Annotated in this window: 21 protein-coding genes; 7 read left to right on the forward strand and 14 right to left on the reverse strand. The window is 73.5% G+C overall.

What is annotated here, in order from left to right:
• Nucleotides 1-158: 158 nt before the first annotated feature.
• The 3 genes from ABZ842_RS01315 to sigE form a co-directional block, all read right to left on the reverse strand.
• Nucleotides 159-1,910: a trypsin-like peptidase domain-containing protein gene (locus ABZ842_RS01315; RefSeq protein WP_361529616.1), complete on the reverse strand. Its 1,752-nt coding sequence runs from the start codon at nt 1,908-1,910 to the stop codon at nt 159-161.
• Between the two features lie 102 nt (nt 1,911-2,012).
• The gene (locus tag ABZ842_RS01320) at nt 2,013-3,056 is read right to left on the reverse strand and encodes a zf-HC2 domain-containing protein (protein ID WP_361529619.1); all 1,044 of its coding nucleotides are present in this window, start codon (nt 3,054-3,056) and stop codon (nt 2,013-2,015) included.
• Nucleotides 3,053-3,826: an RNA polymerase sigma factor SigE gene (gene sigE, locus ABZ842_RS01325; RefSeq protein ID WP_361529622.1), complete on the reverse strand. Its 774-nt coding sequence runs from the start codon at nt 3,824-3,826 to the stop codon at nt 3,053-3,055. Before sigE ends, ABZ842_RS01320 begins: the two co-directional genes overlap by 4 nt.
• Before the next feature lie 174 nt (nt 3,827-4,000).
• Between sigE and ABZ842_RS01330 the strand changes: the two genes are divergently transcribed.
• Nucleotides 4,001-4,702 carry an O-methyltransferase gene (locus ABZ842_RS01330; protein ID WP_361529990.1) on the forward strand — a complete coding sequence of 234 codons (702 nt, stop codon included), beginning with the start codon at nt 4,001-4,003 and terminating at the stop codon, nt 4,700-4,702.
• Between the two features lie 313 nt (nt 4,703-5,015).
• Here the strand turns inward: ABZ842_RS01330 and ABZ842_RS01335 are convergent, their stop codons facing one another.
• The gene (locus ABZ842_RS01335; protein WP_003966491.1) at nt 5,016-5,183 is read right to left on the reverse strand and encodes a DUF3117 domain-containing protein; all 168 of its coding nucleotides are present in this window, start codon (nt 5,181-5,183) and stop codon (nt 5,016-5,018) included.
• A gap of 381 nt (nt 5,184-5,564) precedes the next feature.
• Here ABZ842_RS01335 and ABZ842_RS01340 point away from each other — a divergent pair, with 381 nt between their 5' ends.
• Entirely contained in the window at nt 5,565-6,365 is an 801-nt protein-coding gene (locus ABZ842_RS01340; RefSeq protein ID WP_361529625.1) for an enoyl-CoA hydratase-related protein, read from the forward strand.
• Nucleotides 6,366-6,659: 294 nt separating this feature from the next.
• Here the strand turns inward: ABZ842_RS01340 and ABZ842_RS01345 are convergent, their stop codons facing one another.
• On the reverse strand, nt 6,660-7,247 hold the full coding sequence (locus tag ABZ842_RS01345) for a DNA-3-methyladenine glycosylase I (RefSeq protein WP_361529628.1): 588 nt from the start codon (nt 7,245-7,247) through the stop codon (nt 6,660-6,662).
• Nucleotides 7,244-7,684, reverse strand: a complete 441-nt coding sequence (locus tag ABZ842_RS01350) for a hypothetical protein (RefSeq protein WP_361529631.1) — start codon at nt 7,682-7,684, stop codon at nt 7,244-7,246. Before ABZ842_RS01350 ends, ABZ842_RS01345 begins: the two co-directional genes overlap by 4 nt.
• A 99-nt stretch (nt 7,685-7,783) precedes the next feature.
• On the opposite strand from ABZ842_RS01350, the gene folP reads away from it, so the two are divergent.
• A complete protein-coding gene (gene folP, locus ABZ842_RS01355; RefSeq protein WP_361529634.1) occupies nt 7,784-8,644 on the forward strand; it encodes a dihydropteroate synthase in 861 nt (286 codons plus the stop codon).
• A 96-nt stretch (nt 8,645-8,740) separates the two neighbouring features.
• On the opposite strand, the gene ABZ842_RS01360 is transcribed toward folP, so the two are convergent.
• Both ABZ842_RS01360 and dapE read right to left on the reverse strand, forming a co-directional pair.
• The gene (locus ABZ842_RS01360) at nt 8,741-9,490 is read right to left on the reverse strand and encodes a TIGR00730 family Rossman fold protein (RefSeq protein ID WP_361529637.1); all 750 of its coding nucleotides are present in this window, start codon (nt 9,488-9,490) and stop codon (nt 8,741-8,743) included.
• Nucleotides 9,491-9,586: 96 nt separating this feature from the next.
• A complete protein-coding gene (dapE, locus tag ABZ842_RS01365; RefSeq protein WP_361529640.1) occupies nt 9,587-10,666 on the reverse strand; it encodes a succinyl-diaminopimelate desuccinylase in 1,080 nt (359 codons plus the stop codon).
• Nucleotides 10,667-10,790: 124 nt separating this feature from the next.
• Here dapE and ABZ842_RS01370 point away from each other — a divergent pair, with 124 nt between their 5' ends.
• Nucleotides 10,791-11,804: a hypothetical protein gene (locus ABZ842_RS01370; RefSeq protein WP_361529643.1), complete on the forward strand. Its 1,014-nt coding sequence runs from the start codon at nt 10,791-10,793 to the stop codon at nt 11,802-11,804.
• Between the two features lie 291 nt (nt 11,805-12,095).
• Entirely contained in the window at nt 12,096-12,533 is a 438-nt protein-coding gene (locus ABZ842_RS01375) for an ATP-binding protein (protein WP_361529646.1), read from the forward strand.
• A gap of 118 nt (nt 12,534-12,651) precedes the next feature.
• Here ABZ842_RS01375 and dapC read toward each other — a convergent pair whose 3' ends face one another.
• Entirely contained in the window at nt 12,652-13,788 is a 1,137-nt protein-coding gene (gene dapC / locus ABZ842_RS01380; protein ID WP_361529649.1) for a succinyldiaminopimelate transaminase, read from the reverse strand.
• 170 nt (nt 13,789-13,958) lie between these two features.
• Nucleotides 13,959-14,279, reverse strand: a complete 321-nt coding sequence (gene fdxA, locus ABZ842_RS01385; protein WP_003985062.1) for a ferredoxin — start codon at nt 14,277-14,279, stop codon at nt 13,959-13,961.
• Nucleotides 14,280-14,395: 116 nt separating this feature from the next.
• Between fdxA and ABZ842_RS01390 the strand changes: the two genes are divergently transcribed.
• Both ABZ842_RS01390 and ABZ842_RS01395 read left to right on the forward strand, forming a co-directional pair.
• The gene (locus ABZ842_RS01390) at nt 14,396-15,472 is read left to right on the forward strand and encodes a GNAT family N-acetyltransferase (protein ID WP_361529652.1); all 1,077 of its coding nucleotides are present in this window, start codon (nt 14,396-14,398) and stop codon (nt 15,470-15,472) included.
• Complete coding sequence (locus ABZ842_RS01395) at nt 15,465-16,310, forward strand: transglutaminase-like domain-containing protein (protein WP_361529655.1); 846 nt, start codon at nt 15,465-15,467, stop codon at nt 16,308-16,310. Before ABZ842_RS01390 ends, ABZ842_RS01395 begins: the two co-directional genes overlap by 8 nt.
• Nucleotides 16,311-16,809: 499 nt before the next feature.
• Here ABZ842_RS01395 and ABZ842_RS01400 read toward each other — a convergent pair whose 3' ends face one another.
• The 4 genes from ABZ842_RS01400 to ABZ842_RS01415 form a co-directional block, all read right to left on the reverse strand.
• Nucleotides 16,810-18,807, reverse strand: a complete 1,998-nt coding sequence (locus tag ABZ842_RS01400; protein ID WP_361529658.1) for a hypothetical protein — start codon at nt 18,805-18,807, stop codon at nt 16,810-16,812.
• A gap of 225 nt (nt 18,808-19,032) precedes the next feature.
• Nucleotides 19,033-19,452 carry a DUF6113 family protein gene (locus ABZ842_RS01405; protein ID WP_361529661.1) on the reverse strand — a complete coding sequence of 140 codons (420 nt, stop codon included), beginning with the start codon at nt 19,450-19,452 and terminating at the stop codon, nt 19,033-19,035.
• A complete protein-coding gene (gene mshB, locus ABZ842_RS01410) occupies nt 19,449-20,363 on the reverse strand; it encodes an N-acetyl-1-D-myo-inositol-2-amino-2-deoxy-alpha-D-glucopyranoside deacetylase (RefSeq protein WP_361529664.1) in 915 nt (304 codons plus the stop codon). The genes ABZ842_RS01405 and mshB overlap by 4 nt, the downstream gene beginning before the upstream one ends.
• Nucleotides 20,364-20,539: 176 nt before the next feature.
• Entirely contained in the window at nt 20,540-20,734 is a 195-nt protein-coding gene (locus ABZ842_RS01415) for a hypothetical protein (protein WP_361529667.1), read from the reverse strand.
• Nucleotides 20,735-20,800 lie beyond the last annotated feature (66 nt).

Below are 20,800 nucleotides of genomic sequence, written 5' to 3' on the forward strand. Positions count from 1 at the left end.
GGCGCGGCGCGACGTACATCCGCTGTTCACGGGCCGTACGCCGGCCGGTGCACCGGCGCCGTGACCAGCGGGCCAGAGCCGGGCAGCGGACCAGCAGGGCAGCCGGTCGAGCAGCCAACCGGTCAGCCCGCTGATCAGCCGGCCGGTCAGCCCGCCGGTCAGCTGGCCTCGGAGGAGCCGAGCGTCAGCTTCTTCGTCAGTTCCTTGCCGTCGCGCTCGATGGTGAGCTCCAGCTCGTCGCCCGGGCGGTGTGCCCGGATCTTGACGATCAGCTCCTCGCCGCCGTTCACCTTCTGGCCGTCGACCTTCGTGATCACGTCGCCGGGCCGGATGCCGGCCTTGGCACTGGGGCCGTCGGGGACGACCGTGGGGCTGTCGTCCTTGTTCTTCTCGGCCACGCGGGCGCCGGCGCCGTTGTACTTCAGGTCCAGGTTGACGCCGATCACCGGATGGGTGGCCTTGCCGTTGTTGATCAGCTCTTCGGCGACGCGCTTGCCCTGGTTGATGGGGATGGCGAAGCCGAGGCCGATCGAGCCGGACTGGCCGCCCTTGGGGCCGTCGCCGGTGTCGGCGGCGCGGATGGCGCTGTTGATGCCGATCACCCGTGCTTTGGTGTCGACGAGGGGCCCGCCGGAATTGCCGGGGTTTATCGGGGCGTCCGTCTGGAGGGCGTTGACGTAGCTGACGTCGCTGCCGTCGCCGCGCTCGCCGCCGGCGGTGATCGGGCGCTCCTTGGCGCTGATGATGCCGGAGGTGACGGTGTTCTGGAGGTCGAAGGGGGCGCCGATGGCGACGACGGGGTCACCGACGCGGACGTTGTCCGAGTTCCCCAGGGGGAGTGGGGTGAGCCCGGAGACCCCCTTGACCTTGACGACGGCGAGGTCGTAGCCGGCGTCCTTGCCGACGAGGTCGGCCCGGGCGCTCTCGCCGCTGCTGAAGGTGATCGTGATCTCGCCGGAGCTGCCGGCGGGGTCGACGACGTGGTTGTTGGTGAGGATGTGGCCCTGCTTGTCCAGGACGAAGCCGGTGCCGGTGCCCTGCTCGCCGGCGCCGCTGACGTGCAGGGTGACCACGCTGGGCAGGGCGCTGGCGGCGATGCCGGCGACGCTGTCGGGGGCCCGCCCGCCGCTGTCCTTCGGAGCCTGGTCCAGCTCGATCAGATCGGTGCCGAACCCGCCGTTGCGCTCGGTGTACGAGCCGATGCCGCCGCCGATGACGCCGGAGACCAGGGCCAGCAGCACCGCGCCGGCCACCAGCGGCCCGCGACCGCCCTTGCGGCGGCCGGGGCCCCCGGGGTGGGTGAGCGGCGCCGCGGGCGCGCCGGAGGCCCCCGGGGCGCCCCACGGGTCGTACTGGAGCCACTGCGAGGCCGGCTGGGACCCGGCCTGCGTCGGCACGACGGGCTGCGGGGCCGTGGGCTGCGGGACCGCGGCCGGAACCGGGGCCGTGGGCTGCGGCGGCTGCAGTCCGTGCGGCGGTGGGGCGAAGCCCGCGCCGTCCGTCGTCGGCTGCGGGGCGGGGTGCGGCGGGGGCGGCGGCCCGGCTTCCGCGGCTGCCGGCGGAGCCGAGGCCGGCGGCGGGGGCACCGCCGTGCCGTGGGCGGGCGTCGGTACGGGCCGCTGTACGGGCGGGGCGGGCGCCCACGGCCCGGGGCCGCCGTACGGCGGGGTGCCGTACGCATCGGGCTCGTGCAGGGGCCGGGGCGGCTGCGCCGGGGCCCCCGGCTCCGGCACGGCCGCCGAGCCCGCGCCGGGCTCGGCCGGGACCGCGTCGACGGGCTGCCCGGGCTCCGGCGGCGAGGTGGGCTCGGGTGCCGCCGGCTGCTCCGTGGGCTCGGGGGGATTCCCCTGCCCCGCGCCGGGCCGGCTCCACCACTTCGCCTTGGGTCCGGTGGGCTTCCCGTCGTCCATGCTCTCCCCGCAAATGCCGATTTCGCGGCGCCCACGCGCACGCCTTCAGAGATTCAACCAGGTTTGCGAATCCCCTTGCAGGCCCTCTTTCGAGGGCGAGCGTCAGCGGGCGTGCTGTGGTCCGGGCCCCGGGGAGGGGGCGACCAGGTGCGTGGGCGAGGGCGTTGCCTGGACGGCTGGATCCGGAACGCTGGAGAGCTGGAGCGCGCTGCCCGTGGGGCGTATCAGCGGGGGCACCTTGAAGGCGGGGAACGCCGAGTACAGCACGGACCGGGAGGGGTGGGAGGCCAGGCCGAGCGGCGCCGGGGTGGCCAGCGGGACCAGACCCGACGTGGAGCGCTCCTCCGACCTCGTGGACCCCGTGCCTCCGCTTCTACGCCGCTCGTACTCCGCGGCGCGGGCCGCTGCGGCGGTGCTCGGGGCATTGGCTCCGGCGCCCAGGCCGCTGCCGGTGGTGGCGCCGCTCCCGGGGGTGCCGTTGGGCACGGGGGCCCGCAGCGGGGTGGTGCTGCCGCCCTGGCCGCCGGCCCGGGTGCCGGAGGAGGACGAGGACTCCAGCGGCAGCGAGGCGCCGAGGGCGATCGCCGCGAAGGACACCGCGCTGGCCGCGGCGAAGGCGAACCTACGGCCGCGCCAAAGCGAGCGGTCGGCGTCCTGACGCCCTACCTCATGGATCCGAAACCCTGTCGAGGGGGAAGGGGCGGGCGCAGGACCCCCGGGGAGCCCCGGGCCGTGGGCGGCCGGATGCGGCCCGGGAACGTATCCGAAGGATCCCGGGCGGCGTACGCCCGGTCTTCCCGCGGACGGGCTCAGCGCTCCGAAAAGGGCCTCTGCTTCCCCGACGCGCCCGCCGAAGGGGCCGCCGGTCTCGTCGTCCCCGGACCGGCCGAGCACGCCAGGGCCGCCCGGCAGCCCTTGGAGCCGCGCGAGCAGCCCTTCGGACGGCGGCGGCGGCGCGGCGTGCGCGAAGACGTCTTTGAGCCGGCGCTGGGCGTCGGCTTCGGCCTTGCAGCGGGGGCAGGTGGCGAGGTGGGCGAGGACCCGGTCCCGCGCGTCGTGTTTCAGCTCTCCGTCGACCAGGGCTGCGAGCCGGTCCCCGAGGTGCTGCTCGGCGGGGGTCGGCGAGATGGGGCTGGATCCGCTCACGCCGGCCCGCCCTCCCCTGCGAGCCCGACCGCCCCCACCAGGGCGCGCTGCTGCTCGGCGCGCGCCTCGGGCGAGCGGTGCTTCAGGGCCTTGCGCAGATGCGAACGGCCGCGGTGGATCCGACTGCGGACTGTGCCGAGCTTGACCCCCAGGGTGGCGGCGATCTCCTCGTACGACAGCCCTTCGATGTCGCAGAGGACCACGGCGGCGCGGAACTCCGGCGCGAGGGTGTCCAGGGCCTGCTGCACGTCGGCGTCGAAGTGGGTGTCGTTGAACGCCTGCTGCGGGGAGGGCTCGCGGCTGGGCAGCCGCTCCGCCGCGTCGTCGCCGAGCGAGTCGAAGCGGATGCGCTGCTTGCGGCGGACCATGTCCAGGAAGAGATTGGTGGTGATCCGGTGCAGCCAGCCCTCGAACGTGCCGGGGGTGTAGGTCGACAGGGAGCGGAAGACGCGGACGAAGACCTCTTGGGTCAGGTCCTCGGCGTCGTGCTGGTTCCCCGTGAGACGGTAGGCGAGGCGGTAGACGCGACCGCTGTGCGTGCTGACGATCTCCTCCCAGGAGGGGGGCGTCCACGCCTGCGATTCCGCATCCGATGCGAAGGTCGCGGTGGCTGCGGCGGTGGCGGCGGTGGAACGGTCAGCATTGTGGGTCACAAATTTCGGCTCACCCGGTGACCTGATGAGGAAGCGACGTAGCGCTCCCTTCCGATCCGCAGGTGCAGCCGCACCTCCCCTGTCGGCTCTGGTGGTGTCCAGCGGAGCCCCTACCATAGCCACTCCGTCCGTTAGCTCCGGATAAGAATCTTTACGCGAATTTGGATCCCGCTTACCTGCCCGATCCATCGGTCCCCCCGGTTTCTTCCTCCGAACGCTTCCCCGCCGGCCCCTCGCCCGCTCGTTTTCGGCATCGCCCCCGCGTGCCTTTCTTCTAACGCGCGGTCCCATCTGCGGGTTCCCACCCGCAGCGGATACAGTCAACGTCGCGTTCAACTACGGGGACAGGAGAGGCCCATTACCGCAAACCGGCAGACAAGCTGGGCGTTCGCCGACGCCTTTGTCGCCGAGGACGACGCGCTGCGCTGGGCCCGCGACCGGGCCCGGGACGCGGGCGTCCCCTCGGTGTCGCCAGGCACCGGCGCGGCGCTGCGTCTGCTGGCGGCCACGGCGGACGCGAAAGCGGTAGCGGAAATCGGCACGGGCACGGGCGTCTCCGGCGTCTATCTGCTCCAGGGCATGCGCCCGGACGGCGTGCTGACCACGGTCGACCTGGAGCCGGAACGCCAGCAGTTCGCCAAGCAGGCTTTCCAGGTGGCGGGATTCGCCAGCAACCGCGCCCGCTTCATTCCCGGGCGCGCCCTGGACGTGCTGCCGCGGCTCGCTGACGGAGGGTACGACCTCGTCTTCTGCGACGGCGACCGGCTGGAGTGCCTGGATTACCTCGCTGAATCGTTGCGCCTGTTGCGCCCCGGCGGGATCGTCTGTTTCGAGGGCGTCTTCGCCCGGGGCCGTACGGTCGACTCGGCGGCGCAGCCCGCGGAGGTGCTGCGGCTGCGGGAGCTGCTGCGCGCGGTCCGCGAGAGCCAGGAGCTGGTCCCGTCACTGCTGCCGGTGGGCGACGGCCTGCTGTGCGCGGTCCGCCGCGGCTAGGTCGTATCCGCAAAGTCCCGCGAGGTCCCGTACGCCAGTGCCGCGCCTTGGCTGGCGCGCTGGCGCCGTGGGTGCGTGTGCGGTCATGGCGTCTGTGGCCCGGTGGTGAGACCAACGCTCCCCCAGGGAAACGGGGGCTACGTCCAAAGGCACAGGGGCGCTCGCGGGACTTTGCGGACACGGCCTGGGGCCGTCTTACGGACCGCGTCCTGAGTGACGTCTGACACGTCACCGCCCCGGCACCTCACCAGGTGCCGGGGCGGTGATCCGGTCTCGGGGTGGCTCGCGCCTTGAACCCTCTCGAAGAGAGGTCCTAGCCGACGACCTTCTTCAGGGCGTCGCCGAGCGCGTCGGCCTCGTCCGGGGTCAGCTCGACGACGAGCCGACCGCCGCCTTCGAGCGGAACGCGCATGACGATGCCCCGCCCCTCCTTGGTCACCTCGAGCGGGCCATCGCCCGTCCGCGGCTTCATGGCCGCCATGCTCGTTCCCCTTCCTGAAACCAGCTCATCGTCTACCGACCTGCGCCCTGGGCAGGCGCTCGTCACGGCATCGAACACATTGCTTCCAGGTCATTATCCCGCATGGCGGGACCCGATGACCAACATCGGTCGGCATCGCTTAGGCAACGCGCTTTCCCAAAACCACCCAATTCGGCGATCCACCTGCAATACTCCGCCGGACCCCCGGGGCGGGACCGGCTCCGAACGCGGTCGGTGACCGCCGGAGGACTTCTTTGAGCCAGGTCACAGCGCGTACCCCTGTCCAGTGGATCTCCGCCGTGCTGAGCTGAGGCCCCGGGAGACCGGGAAGAAGGCACCAGCGACGCAGACGACGCAAGAGAGCCGCAAAGGGGACCCGAGATGGCCGACTCCGTGCTGTACGACGTGACCGACGGACTCGCGACGATCACGCTCAACCGGCCCGAAGCCATGAATGCGCTGAACGTCGAGACCAAGGTGGCGCTGCGGGACGCCGTACGGGCGGCGTCCGTCGACTCCGCCGTACGGGCCGTGCTGCTCACCGCCACCGGCCGCGCCTTCAGCGTCGGCCAGGACCTCAAGGAGCACGTGACGCTGCTGGAGGCGGACCGCGCGGCCGGCACGCAGCAGACCATGACGACCGTGCGCGAGCACTACAACCCGGTGGTGCGGACCCTGGCCACCATGCCCAAACCGGTCGTCGCCGGGGTGAACGGCGTCGCGGCGGGCGCGGGCCTCGGCTTCGCCCTCGCCGCGGACTACCGGGTCGTGGCGGACACCGCGAAGTTCACCACCGCCTTCGCGGGGGTCGCGCTCACCGCCGACTCCGGGGTGTCCTGGACCCTCCCCCGGCTCGTCGGCCCGAGCCGCGCGGCGGACCTGCTGCTCTTCCCGCGCACCCTGTCCGCCCAGGAGGCGTACGACCTCGGGATCGCCAACAAGGTCGTCCCGGCCGACGACCTCGCGGCCGAGGCGCTGGCTGCGGCCCGGGCCCTGGCGCAGGGGCCGACGGTGGCGTACGCGGCGATCAAGGAGTCCCTCGCGCACGCAGCGGCGCACTCGCTGGACGAGACCCTGGCCAAGGAGGACGAACTCCAGACGCGGGCGGGCGCGTCCGAGGACCACGCGATCGCGGTGCGGGCCTTCGTGGCGAAGGAGGCGCCCCGCTACGTGGGCCGCTGATCCGTCTGCCTCTGAGACCTCGCCGTTTCCCTGCGAGTGCGTTGGCCTTCTGCGGGTGCATCGTGGTTGTTCGCGCAGTTCCGCCCCCTGCGCCCTGCAGGCACGGGGGGGGGACCCCAGCGCCACCTGTTTCGCTGCCCCCGTCACTCGCCTGCGGGCTGGGGCGGAGGCATTAGGAGCGCTGGGGGTCCCCCCACGCCCTCTGGGCGTAGGGGGCGGAACTGCGCGACCAGCCACAGACGGGCCGCAGAGACCAAGGCACCCCGCAGGGAAGCGGCGGCTACGTCTAAAGGATCAGGGGCGCCCGCGGGCTACGCAGCCCTGGAGGTGGTCGTCGACCAGCCCGCACGCCTGCATCAGTGCGTACGCCGTCGTCGGGCCGACGAAGCGCAGGCCCTTCTTCTTGAGGGCCTTCGCCAGCGCGGTGGACTCGTCCGTCACCGCGGGGACGTCCGCGAGCGTCGCCGGCGCCGGGCGGGTCGCCGCGTCGGGCGCGTGCGACCAGATCAGCTCGTCCAGCTCGCCGGGCGCCCAGTCGACGAGCACCCGCGCGTTGGCGAGGGTGGCGTCCACCTTGGCGCGGTTGCGGATGATGCCCTCGTCCGCGAGCAGACGCTCTCGGTCGACCTCGGTGAACGTCGCCACCTCGGCGATCTTGAAGTCGGCGAAGGCGCGGCGGAAGCCCTCCCGGCGGCGCAGGATCGTGATCCACGAGAGGCCGGACTGGAACGCCTCCAGGCACAGCCGCTCGAACAGGGCGTCGTCGCCGTGGACGGCGCGGCCCCACTCGTCGTCGTGGTACGCGCGGTAGTCGTCGGTGGACAGGCCCCAGGGGCAGCGGAGCTTGCCGTCGGGCCCGGCCTGCGGGCCGCCGGCGGTCATCGGTCGCGCTCCTCGTCCGCGTCGCCGTGCGCCGGGGTGGGGGCCTTCGGCCCGGTCCCGTCCACCCGGTCCACGGGGTCCGTACGGTCCGCACCGTCCGCGCCCGGCTCGGCGAACATCTCCGGGCCGCCGACCGCGGTGGCCTTCGCGCCCGCGAGGGTGGCCTCCAACTCGGCGATCCGGGCGTCCCGCTCGGCGAGTTCCGCGCCGAGCCGCCCGAGGACGTCGTCCACGTCCGCCATCCGGTAGCCGCGCGGGGCGACCGGCAGCCGCAGCGCCTCCACGTCGGCGCGCCCGACCGGGCGGGTGGCCGGCAGCGGGTCCACCAGCTGCTCGGGGGCGACGTCCGGCAGGGCGGCGCTGTCACCGCCGCCGACCACGGCCAATGTGACCGCGCCGACGACCACGGCCATCGCGATGGCCAGGAACAAGAACACGAGCGACCCTCCCTGAGCGGAAACCGTCCCGTGCAGATCGTGCCACGACACGACGGACCCTAGGATCACAGCCGGACCATCGACGAGGGGAAAGAGCCGATGCTGCGGTTGGGAGAGCGTGCGTTTGACCGGCACGAGCCGGTGATCATGGCGATCGTGAACCGCACCCCGGACTCCTTCTACGACCGGGGCGCGACCTTCCGTGACGAGCCCGCGCTCACCCGCGTCGAGCAGGCGGTGGCGGAGGGCGCGGCGATCATCGACATCGGCGGGGTGAAGGCCGGCCCCGGCGAGGAGGTCACGGCGGAGGAGGAGATCCGGCGCACCGTGGGCTTCGTCGCGGAGGTGCGGCGGCGCTTCCCGTCCGTCGTCATCAGCGTCGACACCTGGCGGCACGACGTCGCCGAGGCGGTCTGCGAAGCCGGCGCCGACGTGCTGAACGACGCGTGGGGCGGGGTCGACCCCAAGCTCGCCGAGGTCGCCGCCCGGCACGACGTCGGGTTGGTGTGCACGCACGCGGGCGGGGTGGAGCCGCGGACCCGACCGCACCGGATCGCGTACGACGACGTCATGGCCGACATCCTCGGGGTGACGCTGGGCCTCGCGGAGCGGGCGGTCGCCCTCGGGGTGCGGCGCGACGGCATCATGATCGACCCGGGGCACGACTTCGGGAAGAACACCCGCCACTCGCTGGAGGCCACGCGCCGGCTGGACGAGATGGTCGACACCGGCTGGCCGGTGCTGGTCTCGCTCTCCAACAAGGACTTCGTGGGCGAGACCCTGGACCGGCCGGTGAAGGAGCGGCTGATCGGCACCTTGGCGACGACGGCGGTCTCGGCGTGGCTGGGGGCGCAGGTGTACCGGGTGCACGAGGTCGCAGAGACCCGGCAGGTGCTGGAGATGGTGCGCGCGATCAGCGGTCACCGCGAGCCGCGGGTGGCGCGCCGCGGCCTGGCGTAGCGCGATACGGCGTGCCGCGGGACGGCATGACGCAGAACGGCGCGAAGCCGGACGGCCGGGTGCGCGCACCCGGCCGTCCCGCCTCGTCGCTTCCCGTCAGCGCCCGGTCTCCTTGGTGACCAGGTTCACCGCTTCCTCGATGTCGTCCGTCACGTGGAAGAGCAGGGTGTCCCGCTCGGACGCCTTCCCCTGGGCCACGACGGTGTTCTTCAGCCAGTCGACCAGCCCGCTCCAGTACTCGGAGCCGAACAGCACGATCGGGAAGCGGGTCACCTTCCCGGTCTGGACCAGCGTCAGCGCCTCGAACAGCTCGTCGAGGGTGCCGAGGCCGCCGGGGAGCACCACGAACCCGGAGGCGTACTTCACGAACATCGTCTTGCGGACGAAGAAGTAGCGGAAGTTCACGCCGATGTCGACGTGCGGGTTGAGGCCCTGCTCGAAGGGCAGCTCGATGCCGAGGCCCACGGAGATGCCGCCGGCCTCCCGCGCGCCGCGGTTCGCCGCCTCCATCGCGCCGGGACCTCCGCCGGTGATCACCGCGAAGCCCGCGTCGACCAGCGCTTTGCCGATCTGGATGCCGGCCTCGTACTCGGGGGTGCCGGGCAGGGTGCGGGCGGAGCCGAAGACGCTGATCGCGCTGGGCAGTTCGGCGAGCGCGCCGAAGCCCTCGACGAACTCCGACTGGATCCGCATCACGCGCCAGGGGTCGGTGTGCACCCACTGCGAGTCGCCCTCGGTGTCCAGCAGGCGCTGGTCCGTGGTGCCGGCCTGGACCTGCTCGCGGCGCCGCAGCACCGGCCCCTGACGCTGCTCCTCCCAGTCGCGAGAACCTCCGGGGTTGCCCATGACCTGCTCCCTCCGCCGAACGTCGAACGTCGTTGCTCGCCCCAGCGTAAGTCGGTCGGCCCGTCAACCGGTCAACCAATCGGTTACGTCAACCCGTCAGCTGGTCAGCCACTGGCGCAACCGCTGTTCACACTGCGTGATGCGGTCGACGGCGACGTGCTCGTCGCGCTTGTGGGCGTACAGCGCGTCACCGGGCCCGTAGTTCACCGCGGGCACGCCGAGCGCGCTGAAGCGGGAGACGTCGGTCCAGCCGAACTTGGGCCGGGCCGTGCCGCCGACGGCCGTCATGAAGGCGACGGCGGCGGGGTGCGAGAGCCCGGGCAGCGCACCGCCCGAGTGGTCGTCGACGACGAATTCGTGGACGTCGCAGTCGGCGAAGACCTCGTGGACGTGGGCGAGGGCCTCCTCCTCGCTGCGGTCGGGGGCGTAGCGGTAGTTGACGGCGACGGTGCACTCGTCGGGGATGACGTTGCCGGCGACCCCGCCCTCGATGCGCACCGCGTTCAGCCCCTCGCGGTATTCGAGGCCGTCGATGACCGGGCGGCGCGGCTGGTAGGAGGCGAGGCGGGCGAGGATCGGCGCGACGGCGTGGATGGCGTTGCTGCCCATCCAACTGCGCGCGGAGTGGGCCCGCTCCCCCGTCGTCTTCAGCAGGACGCGCAGGGTGCCCTGGCAGCCGCCCTCGACCTCGGCGTCGGAGGGTTCGAGCAGGACGGCGAAGTCGCCGGCCAGCCACTCGGGGTGGGCGTCGGCGATCCGCCCGAGGCCGTTGAGGTGGGCGGCGACCTCCTCGTTGTCGTAGAAGACGAAGGTGAGGTCGCGGTTGGGCTCGGGGACGGTGGCGGCGATGCGCAGTTGGACCGCGACGCCGGACTTCATGTCGCTGGTGCCGCAGCCCCACAGCACTCCGTCGGAGTCGAGCCGGGAGGGGACGTTGTCGGCGATGGGCACGGTGTCGATGTGCCCGGCGAGGACCACCCGCTCGGAGCGCCCGAGGTGGGTGCGGGCCACCACGTTGTTGCCGTACCTGCCGACCGTGAGGTGGGGCAGGGTGCGCAGCGCCGTCTCGATGGCGTCCGCGAGGGGCTCCTCCGCCCCGCTGACGGAGGGGAAGTCGACGAGGGCGGCGGTGAGGGCGGGGCCGGCGAGCGTGAGATCGAGTGCGGTGGGCGACATACGGACGACCTTAGCGGCGCGCGGCGCGGTGCGGTCGACCGTCCGACGGGTGGCTGCGGCATCGGTTTTCGGCCGTCCACACGCCCGGGACCTGCGGAGACGGTTCTCCTAGTACGGTGTGCCTGTGTCCGAAACCGCCTCCTCCAGCCGGCGCGGTAGTCGCGCCGTGCGGGCCGCCGCCGGCTCTGCCGCGCTCCTGGCGCTGATCGGTTACGTCGTGTTGCAGCAGTCGACGGGGAGTTCGGTTCCCGGCTGCACGGTGCGCACCGCGCCCGGCGGGGGCGGCCCGACGTACGAGTTGAGTACGGAGCAGGCGGCGAACGCGGCGACTATCTCCGCGGTCGGCACCACGCGCGGGCTGCCCGAGCGGGCCGTCACCATCGCGCTGGCGACCGCGCTGCAGGAGTCGACGCTGTACAACATCGACCACGGCGACCGGGATTCGCTGGGGCTGTTCCAGCAGCGCCCGTCGAAGGGGTGGGGCACCCCCGAGCAGGTCATGGACCCGGTGTACGCCGCCGGGAAGTTCTACGAGGGCCTGGAGAAGGTGCCGGGGTACTCGCGGCTGCCGCTGACGGTCGCCGCGCAGAAGGTGCAGCGCAGCGGCTTCCCGCAGGCGTACGCGAAGCACGAGCCGAACGCGGCGCTGCTGGCCGCGGCGCTGACGGGGCGGTCGGGCGCGTCGCTGACGTGCACGCCGCGCGGCGGCGTCGAGGCGGCGGGCGATCCGGCGCGGGTGCGGAAGGAATTGACGCGCGCGTTCGGCCTCAAGGCGGCCGACGGGCCGGCCGACGGGCCGGCCGAGGGCGAGGCCGGCGGACCGTCGGGGGCAGCGGCCGAGGGCGGGGCCGGCCCGTCGGTGCTGTCGCTGCCGGTGCGTCCCGGGGCCCTCGGCTCGGGCGAGCAGCGCGGCTGGGAGCTGGCGCACTGGGCCGTGGCGCGCGCCGAGGAACTGGGCATCGAGGAAGTCGTGTTCGCCGGCCGGGTCTGGAGCGCGCAGAAGTCCGACGAGGGCTGGCGCAAGCACGGCTCGGGCGACTCGGCGCCGTCCCGTGCGGACGGGGCGACGGCGGCCGGCGCGGAGGTCCCGGGCGCCGGCGCGGCGCAGGAATCGGTGCGTATCCGACTCGCACGCTGATGCGAGCCGTCCCCCGCGGGGCGTAGTTCCGACGTGTCACTCCAATGGCCCCCGGTGGCGTGGGAGCACCGTACGGCCCTCCCGGGCGATCCCCTAGGGAACACCGGGAAGTGACGGTTCAGCACGGGGTCGAGCCCTGCGCCGTTTGCCCGTTTTCAGCCAGGGACGATTATGCGACGCATTGCCAACTCTTTGCCTTTGCGCACCGCAACTTCCCGGCCCCCCTGAGCGGTTGTCTGGGCAGCACGACCCCGTGCCTCCCGGTCCCAACCCCTCGTCTCAAGGAGCATCATGTCCCTCCCCCTGACCCGCCGGATCGCCCGTGCCGCGCTGCTCGTCGCGGCGGGCGCAGCCCCCGTGCTCGGTGCGGCCGGCTCCGCCGGCGCCGTGGACCTCGGGCAGGCCGCGCCGCTGGGCGGACTGACGGCGCTGGACGCGAACGGCGTCAGCGGCGCGGTCGACGGCGCGGCGCAGCAGACGACCGAGCTGGCCGGCGCGACGGGCGGCAAGGCCGTCGAGCAGACCGTCCCCGCCGCGGGCAAGGCGATCGGCGGAGCCGGCAAGAAGGCGGCCCCGGCCGCGCAGGAGACCGCGGGTGACGCCGCGGGCAGCGCGGGCGGCCTGCTCGGCGAGACCGCGGGCGCCGCGACCGACTCGCTCGGCAGCAGCGGCCTCGCCCCCGGCTCCCTGGGCGGCGGTCTGCCGACCCAGGGGCTGCCGCTCGGCTGACGGCGACCCGGCGGCAGCGGCCGGAAGGGCCCGGGAGCACTGCGCTCCCGGGCCCTTCTTCCGTCTGCGTACGGTCACGTACGCGTACGGTCTCGTACGCGTACGGCCAGCAGCTCCGCTACGCGGTCAGGCGCTTGACTGCCGCCGCCACGCGCTCGTCCGTCGCCGTGATCGCCACCCGTACGAAGCGCTCCCCCGCCGTCCCGTAGAAGTCGCCGGGGGCCACCAGGACGCCCAGCTCCGCGAGGTGCGCCACGGTGTTCCAGCAGGGCTCGTCGCGGGTCGCCCACAGGTAGAGGCCCGCCTCGCTGTGCTCGATCCGGAAGCCGTGGCCCTCCAGGGCCGCCCGCAGCGCGGTGCGGCGGGCGGCGTACCGCTGCCGCTGCTCCGCCACGTGGGCGTCGTCGCCGAGCGCCGCGATCGTGGCGGCCTGCACCGGGGCGGGGACCATCATGCCGCCGTGCTTGCGGATCTGGAGCAGCTCGCCGAGGACGGCGGCGTCACCGGCGATGAACGCGGACCGGTAGCCGGCCAGGTTCGAGCGCTTGGAGAGCGAGTGGACCGCGACGACGCCCTCGTACGCACCGCCGCAGACGTCCGGGTGCAGCACCGAGACCGGGTCGGCCTCCCACCCCAGCTCCAGGTAGCACTCGTCGCTGAAGACCAGGACGCCGTGCTCCCGCGCCCAGGCGACGGTCCGGACCAGCTCGTCCTTGCTCAGGACGCGACCGGTGGGGTTGGAGGGGGAGTTGAGCCAGAGCAGCTTCAGAGTGGCGGGGTCCAGCTCCGTGGGGTCGTCGTACGCGACGGGGGTCGCACCGCACAGCCGCGCGCCGACCTCGTACGTCGGGTAGGCGAACCGCGGGTGGGCCACCACGTCGCCCGGCCCCAGCCCGAGCTGGGTGGGCAGCCAGGCCACCAGCTCCTTGGAGCCGACGACGGGCAGCACGTTCGCGTGCGTCGCCCCGGCCGCGCCGAGCCGTCGCCCGACCCACCCGGTGAGCGCGTCGCGCAGGGCGGGGGTGCCCCACACCGTCGGATAGCCCGGGGAGTCCGCGGCGGCCGTCAGGGCGCGCTGGATCACCTCGGGGACCGGGTCCACGGGGGTGCCCACGGACAGGTCCACGATGCCGTCCGCGTGGGCCGCGGCCGTCGCCTTGTACGGCTCCAGCTTGTCCCACGGGAAGACGGGCAGGCGCGACGAGACGCGCGAGGCCCCGGAGGGGGCCGAGGGGGCTGACGGAGCTGCGGGCACGGGCTTTCTCTTTCTCGTACGTGCGGACGGGGGCACAGCGGGACGGGTGAGGCGGGAGGGGCCGAGGCGGGACGGGCCGAGGCGGGACGGGCGCAGCGGGAGAAACGCAACGGTCCCGTACGGACGTCGACCGTACGGGACCGGCAGGGATCGGCTCGCTCGCCGGCGGATCAGCCGTTCTGCGGCGGCAGCGCGGCGATGAAGGGGTGGTCCCGCTCGATCAGCCCGAGCTTGGAGGCGCCGCCGGGAGAGCCCAGCTCGTCGAAGAACTCGACGTTCGCCTTGTAGTAGTCCTTCCACTCCTCCGGGGTGTCGTCCTCGTAGAAGATCGCCTCGACGGGGCAGACCGGCTCACACGCACCGCAGTCGACGCATTCGTCCGGGTGGATGTACAAGGACCGGGAGCCCTCGTAGATGCAGTCGACGGGGCACTCCTCGATGCATGCCTTGTCCTTGACGTCGACACAAGGCTGCGCGATGACGTAGGTCACGCTGTCGTTCCTCCTCGGTAGGGCTCTTGGCTTGCGCGGGAGCGCGGCGTCGTCGATGCCCGCCCCTAGTATCTCCGTTCCTGGAGACGATCCGAACACGAGGGGCTCACAGAGCAGTGGAAATTGCCGGCGCCGGTCGCCTCAAAGTCCGTATTACACCTCTTGACGTGGGTAAACGGGTATCCATTAGACGATTTGTCGACCCCGCGGAGGGCGGTGGGGCGTTCACCGACACGGTAGGCGTTCTCACATCGTGGAACGAGGGTGTGCTGGTGATCACCCGGCGCGACGGGCGGTCCGTGCAGGTGCCCGAGGGGGAGCTCGCGGCGGGCAAGGTGGTGCCGGCCGCCCCGGCGCGGCGCCGCGGGCTGCCGGCCACGGACTTCCTGGAACTCACCAGGGTCTGCGCCCGGGCCTGGCAGCCGGTGGAGAGCGAACCGCTCGGCGAGTGGCTGCTGCGGGCCGCGTACCAGGCGGCGCCGGGCGGCCCCCGTTCCGGCACCGCCACCGGCTTCACCCGGCGGGCGAACTCGGCGCTGCCGCTCGGCGACCCCGGCGTCCCGCTCGACGAGGCGCTGACGCGGGTGCGCGGATGGTACGCGGAGCGGGGACTGCCGGCGTACGTGCAGGCCGCGACCGGCGCCGCGGGCACGCAGGAGGTGCTCTGCGCGGAGCTGGAACGGCGCGGCTGGCGGCGCGAGGTGTCCGCGGACGTACGGATCGCCGGCCTCGCGCCCCTCGGGGACCTGGACGCGGACGTGGCGCGGGTGACCCTCGCGCGCTCGATCGACGAGTTGGGGCCCGGCTGGCTGCGGCGCTACCAGCGGTCCGCGGAGCCCGGCGCGCACGTGCTGAAGGTGCTGGGCGGCGGCCCCTCGGTGTGGTTCGCGTCCGTGGCGGGCGAGGGCGCGGACGGGCGGGACGCACCGGCGGCGATCGGGCGCTGCGTGGTGGACGGCCGGTGGGCCGGCTTCATGGCGGTCGAGGTGGACCCGGCGCAGCGCCGCCGGGGGCTGGCCACGGCCGTGATGACCGCCCTCGCACGACGGGCCCTGGAGGAGGGCGCGTCGGCGGCCTGGCTCCAGGTGGAGGCGGACAACGCGGGCGCGGGCGCGCTCTACGAGGGCATGGGCTTCACCACGCATCACAGCTACCACCACTACCGCGCGCCGGAAGGCCCCCTCGATGCGTGACGAGCCGGACGGCCAGCGGGCGGACGGCCCTCTGGAGGCGTTCGCCGCGGAAGCCCGGGCCGAGCGGCCCGACCTCGCGCTGCTGTGCCTGCTGCTGGGGCAGGTGGCCGATCCGGCGCTGGACGACGCCGGGGTGGACGCGGCGCAGATCGAACTGGACCGGCTGGCGGGGCAGCTCCCGTACGGCCTGCACACGCCGCGCGCGTGGGCGACGGCGCTGGAACGGCTGCTCGGCGAGGAGCACGGCTTCCACGGCACCCCCGCCGACTACCGCCGGCTCGACTCCTCGCTGCTGCACAAGGTGTTGGAGCGGCGGCGCGGGCTGCCGATCCTGCTGTCGATCGTCTGGGTGGAGGTGGCCCGGCGGGCGGGGGCGCCGGTGTACGGGGTGGCGCTGCCCGGGCACTTCGTCGTCGGCTTCGGCCCGCCGGAGGACCAGGTGCTCGCGGACCCGTTCGCGGGCGGACGGGTGCTGACGGGCCCGGAAGCCGCGCTGATGGTGGCGGGCGCGACGGGGGTGCCGCCCGACGCCTCGACGCTGCGGCCGGCGCCGGTGCTGGAGGTGGTGGTGCGGGTGCTGAACAACATCCGGGCCTGGGCGACGGCCCGCCCCGAGCAGTCGGCGGTGGCCCTGTGGGCGGTGGACCTCGCGCTGGCCCTCCCCTCCCACCCGGCGCGACTGCGCTACGAGCGGGCGGAACTGCTGGTCCAGCGGGGGGAGTTCGTGCGGGGCGCGGCGGAGTTGGAGGCGTATGCGGAGGTGGTGGCGGGGGTGGAGCCAAGCACCGCGGAGACGCTGCGCTCACGGGCCCGCGCAGCCCGAGCCAGGCTCAACTAACGAGAGCGTCGGCCCCTGCGGGTGCGCTGGCGCGTGCGGCCCGGTGGTCGGCTGGGCGCGCAGTTCCTCCCCCTGTGCCCAGAGGGCGTGGGGGACCCCAGCGCCCCTAGACACCCCCGCCGTAACCCTGCGGAAGCGTTGGTCTCCGCGGACCGTGGGTGGCTGATCGCGCAGTTCCCCGCGCCCCTGATTCGCTGCCCTCGTGGCGTACCTGCGGGGCTGTGGGTGGCCCATCACGCAAGCCGCGACGGCGAGGGTCTTTAGGGGCGCGGGGAACTGCGCGACAAGCCCACCACCGGTCCGCGGAGACCGATGCTCCCGCAGGGGAACGGCGGGGGTGTCTAGGAGCGCTGGGGGTCCCCCCGTGCCCGCAGGGCACAGGGGGAGGAACTGCGCGCTCAGCCGACCACCGGGCCGCGGAGACCAACGCACCCGCAGGGAAACCGCGGGTGCGTTGTGGTGGCAGCGTGCGCAGCCCGCAGGGGGACGCAGGGGCGCGTCAGTCGAGGCTGATTTCTGCCGTGCGTTCCTGCTTCGTCTTGCCCCGCAGCGCCGGGCCCATCGCCTGGGCGATGTCGTCCGGGCCCAGCTGGTGCCGCTTCCCGTCGCCCTTCGTGATCATCACGCCCTGGAACGTACCGCCCACCAGCTCGGCGATCGCCTCCTTGTCGTAGACCTCCACCAGCTTCCCGTCGATCGCCTTCATCGACAGGATCTGCGGCAGCGACCGGTTCGGTCCGAAGTCGATCTTCTTGCCGCCCGCCTGGATCGTGATCAGCCCGGACATCGCGGGGTCGGCGAACTCCTTCTTCGCCCGGTCCAGCTCCGCCTGCGTGATCGACGGTTCGCGCTCGGCGACGGGCAGTTCGACCGTCTTCGGCTGCCCCTTCTCGACCTGCGCCCGGTACGCGTCCTTGACCATCAGCAGCGAGCGGTCCGCGTCCAGCGACTGGCCCGCCTTGCCGGGTACGAGGACGACCTCGCCCGGTTCGAACTTGATGGTGCCCTCGACCGCGGAGCCGGCGGTGCCGGCCAGGTCGGTGAGGGCGGCCCGGAGCTTCTCCTCGTCCACGACGATCACGGGCTCGGCGACGCGTTCGCCGCCGAACAGCGAGCCGATCACCGACACGGGGTTGTAGTCGCTGCCGGCCGCGTTGCGCACGGTCGTCTGGCTGTCGAGGGAGAGGCCCGCCTTGTCCGGGGCCAGTTCGACCTCCTTGCCGCCGACGGAGAGCTTCAGCGGGGCCGCCGCGCGCTTGCCGAGGGCGCCTTCGAGCTTGCCGACGGCCTGCTCGCGGGTGCCGCCGCCGATGTCGACGCCGAGGACGGTGGTGCTCTTCGGCACGTCGGAGTGGTTCAGCAGCAGACCGGCGCCGTAGGCGACGCCGACCGCGCCGACGGCGGCCACTCCGACGAGGACCAGCTTGGAGCGGCCCTTCTTCTTGACGGGCGGCGGCGCGGGGCGCGACGAGGGGGAGGAGGGCGACGCCGAGGGGCCCGACGGCTTCGACGGCGGCGTGGCCGCGCCGGGGGGCGCCGCCGCGGCACCGTTCGGCCCGGCGGGGAACCCGGAGGGCTCCGGCTTGACGACCGGCACGCCGCTGGTGAGCGTGTCACCGGAGACGTTGCCCCCGGGACCTGCGCCAGGACCCGCGCCGGGGGGCACGGGCGCGGGCTTCTGCGGCGTCAGCACGGCCGTGTCGTCGGACATCCGGGGCGCCCCGGGTGCACCGGGGCCGGCGCCCGGGGCGACCGGCATGGTGCCCTGCGCAGGACCCGTGGTGGGGCCCTGGGGCCCCTTCCGTCCCTTCGCCGGCGGGCGCACGCCCAACGGGGGCGTCTGCGGCCCCGGCGCCTGAGCCGGCGCGGAAGCACCCGCACCCGCACCGGCCGCGGCCGTGCCGCCCGCGAGGTCGCTCAGCGAACTCCGCGGCGGTGCGCCGGCGGAACCGTTCGCCCCGCCGGTCGTGGTGCCCGCGGTCGGGGTCCCGGGCGGGCCCGTGGGCACCCGCAGACCGGCGCCGTTGGTGCCGGACTTGCGCGGCGCGAACCAGTCGCTGGCAGGCTCCGCGCCAGCCGCGCCGCCGGCGTCGGGCCGCGGCTCGATGCCGGTGCCCATACCGCCACCGGCACCCGCCTGGGGCGCGGGTGCGGGCGGTGGGGCCGTCGCGTCGAACACCGGCATGGCCGCCGTGCGCTCGGCCTCGGCCTCCCCACCGGCGCCGGGCGGCGGCGCCGCGGACTCCGATTCGCTCACGGGCTTGCGCATCACCACGGGCGGAATGGGCCGCGACCCGGGGATGTTGATGCGGATTCGGGTGGTGATCGTCGTCTCGGTCTTGGGCTCGGACTTGGCCGCGTCCGGCTTCGGCTCACCGTCGGCACCGGCCGCCGCGCCGGCGTAGCGGCGCGAACCGTACGGCGGCGTCCCCGAGGGGTACGCGGCTCCGCCGCGCCCCTGAGGCCCGGAGGACGAACTGTCAGTTTCACGACTCAAAGCAGGATCTCCCGGTTGGCTTCGCCGCCCGCTTCTTACTGTGTTCCACGTGCTGAGGGCGGCTCGGCGGCGCGCACCACCATACTGGCCGTCGCTGACGCTCACCCCACGACTGTGGAAAGCCTCATTCCGACGGGTTCACAGGCGGGCGCCGTGCGGCCCGCAACATCGGGGGCCGTGCGCCGGGCCGGACTCTTCGCGGACCCACTCGATCGAGTCCCGCTCCTACCCCTCAAGTCGACCGGGACGGCCGCCCGGTTGCAAAGGACGCCCCAAGGTGGCACACATCACAGCCACCGCCATCCCGCCCAGGATGAAGAGCAGCGGCCCGATACCAGCGCCGAACAGCGCGTCGCCCTCCGGCCGTCCGATGCTGAGCAGCACGATCGCCACCAGCCAGCCGACGGCCGCGGACAGCACGCCGAGTTGGTTGCCCGTGGCCTCCCGCGCACCGTAGAAGAGGCCCGCGGACCCCAGGAGCGCGAGCAGCAACCCGGCCGGGAGCCAGGCCGCTTGCACCAGCGAACCCGCAATGCCGACGAGCGCGCCGAGGACGACGAGGCCGACGTACGCGGCGACGCGGCCCGGTCGGGGCCGGTGGGTCGTCCAGTCGCGGGCCAGACCGGCGCCGGGGCCCCCGCTCACGCCGACGCCGCCGCACTGCCGGAGCCACCGGCAATCCCGGCGAACAGGTCGTCCTCCCGCTGCCCGTCGGGCGCGCCCGAGCGGCCCTCGGCCAGCTCGAAGTACTCCGTGGTGAAGATCGGCTGCCCCAGGTCGTTGGAGAGCGCGAAGAAGGGCCCGTCCACGGCGATCTGGGTGGCGTGTGCGCGCATCGCCGCCGCCTTCTGCCCGACGTACGCGCGGCCGTCGATCTCCGCGGTGATGACGGAGTCGTCCACGACGCCCGGGATGTCGTCCAGCCCGGCCACCCCGGGGAACTCCACGCCCTGCGCCCGCAGCCGGGCGAAGCCCTCCTCGGCGACCGAGCGGGGCACCCGGGTCCAGTACACCTTGGCGACGGCCCAGGGCTCCCCGAGGTCGCGGCGGAAGGCCCGCTCCCCCGCCAACTCGACGGCGCGCATCGCGACCCGGTGGGCCTGGATGTGGTCGGGGTGCCCGTAGCCGCCGTTCGGGTCGTACGTCACCAGGACCTGCGGACGCACGGAGCGGATGACCTCGACGAGGTCCGGCGCCGCGTCGTCGACGGGGGTGCTCCAGAACGCGTTCTCGCGGCGGTTCTGCGGGAGCCCCATCATCCCGGAGTCGCGATAGCGCCCCTGCCCGCCCAGGAAGCGGTGGTCGGTGACGCCCAGCTCCTTCATCGCCGCGGCCAGCTCGCCCACGCGGTGGGCGCCGAGCGCGTCGTCGCGGTCGGCGGCGAGATGGGCGAGGTCGGGCGGAATGACCTCGCCCTCCTCGCCGAGCGTGCAGGTGACCAGGGTGACCCGCACGCCGTCGGCGGCGTAGCGGGCCATCGTGGCGCCGTTCGTGATCGACTCGTCGTCCGGGTGCGCGTGCACGAGGAGCAGACGACGGGTGGGAAGGTCCGTCATGCACACAGCCTACGAGGGAAGGCCGGACCGCCGCCGCGGAACGTGATCCTCCGGCCATCGGATCCGCTGGTCGGCGGTCCCGCCGGGCCGGGGGTGAAGCCGGGCCGGAGGTGAAGGGGACGTCCGGGGTCGAGCCGCCGGGGCGACGGCTCGTTCGGACGCCGGTGGTCGGACCGTCAGAACTTGAGGTCGCCGACCATGTCGGCCACGCTCGTCGTCAGGTCGGTGATCGTGGGCTCGAAGGACGAGCTCGCGAGAAAGAAACCGAACAACACGCAGACAACCGCATGCCCGCCCTTGAGCCCGGACTTCCGGATCAGCAGGAAGACGACGATCGCCAGCAGCACCACCGCCGAAATCGAGAGTGCCACGGCGGTTCACCTCCACAGAGACTCGGTCGGGACGGGCAGGTCGCACGTGCCAGATGGTTCCTACCC

This window comes from Streptomyces sp. NPDC047315, from assembly GCF_040643215.1.
GTDB lineage: Bacteria > Actinomycetota > Actinomycetes > Streptomycetales > Streptomycetaceae > Streptomyces.

Bases quoted from the DNA above. Each gene is read 5' to 3' on its own strand.
- ABZ842_RS01315 (WP_361529616.1), bottom strand. From the start codon at position 1,910: ATGGACGACGGGAAGCCCACCGGACCCAAGGCGAAGTGGTGGAGCCGG.
- sigE (WP_361529622.1), bottom strand. From the start codon at position 3,826: ATGGTAGGGGCTCCGCTGGACACCACCAGAGCCGACAGGGGAGGTGCG.
- ABZ842_RS01335 (WP_003966491.1), bottom strand. From the start codon at position 5,183: ATGGCGGCCATGAAGCCGCGGACGGGCGATGGCCCGCTCGAGGTGACC.
- ABZ842_RS01340 (WP_361529625.1), top strand. From the start codon at position 5,565: ATGGCCGACTCCGTGCTGTACGACGTGACCGACGGACTCGCGACGATC.
- ABZ842_RS01345 (WP_361529628.1), bottom strand. From the start codon at position 7,247: ATGACCGCCGGCGGCCCGCAGGCCGGGCCCGACGGCAAGCTCCGCTGC.
- folP (WP_361529634.1), top strand. From the start codon at position 7,784: ATGCTGCGGTTGGGAGAGCGTGCGTTTGACCGGCACGAGCCGGTGATC.
- ABZ842_RS01360 (WP_361529637.1), bottom strand. From the start codon at position 9,490: ATGGGCAACCCCGGAGGTTCTCGCGACTGGGAGGAGCAGCGTCAGGGG.
- dapE (WP_361529640.1), bottom strand. From the start codon at position 10,666: ATGTCGCCCACCGCACTCGATCTCACGCTCGCCGGCCCCGCCCTCACC.
- ABZ842_RS01375 (WP_361529646.1), top strand. From the start codon at position 12,096: ATGTCCCTCCCCCTGACCCGCCGGATCGCCCGTGCCGCGCTGCTCGTC.
- ABZ842_RS01395 (WP_361529655.1), top strand. From the start codon at position 15,465: ATGCGTGACGAGCCGGACGGCCAGCGGGCGGACGGCCCTCTGGAGGCG.
- mshB (WP_361529664.1), bottom strand. From the start codon at position 20,363: ATGACGGACCTTCCCACCCGTCGTCTGCTCCTCGTGCACGCGCACCCG.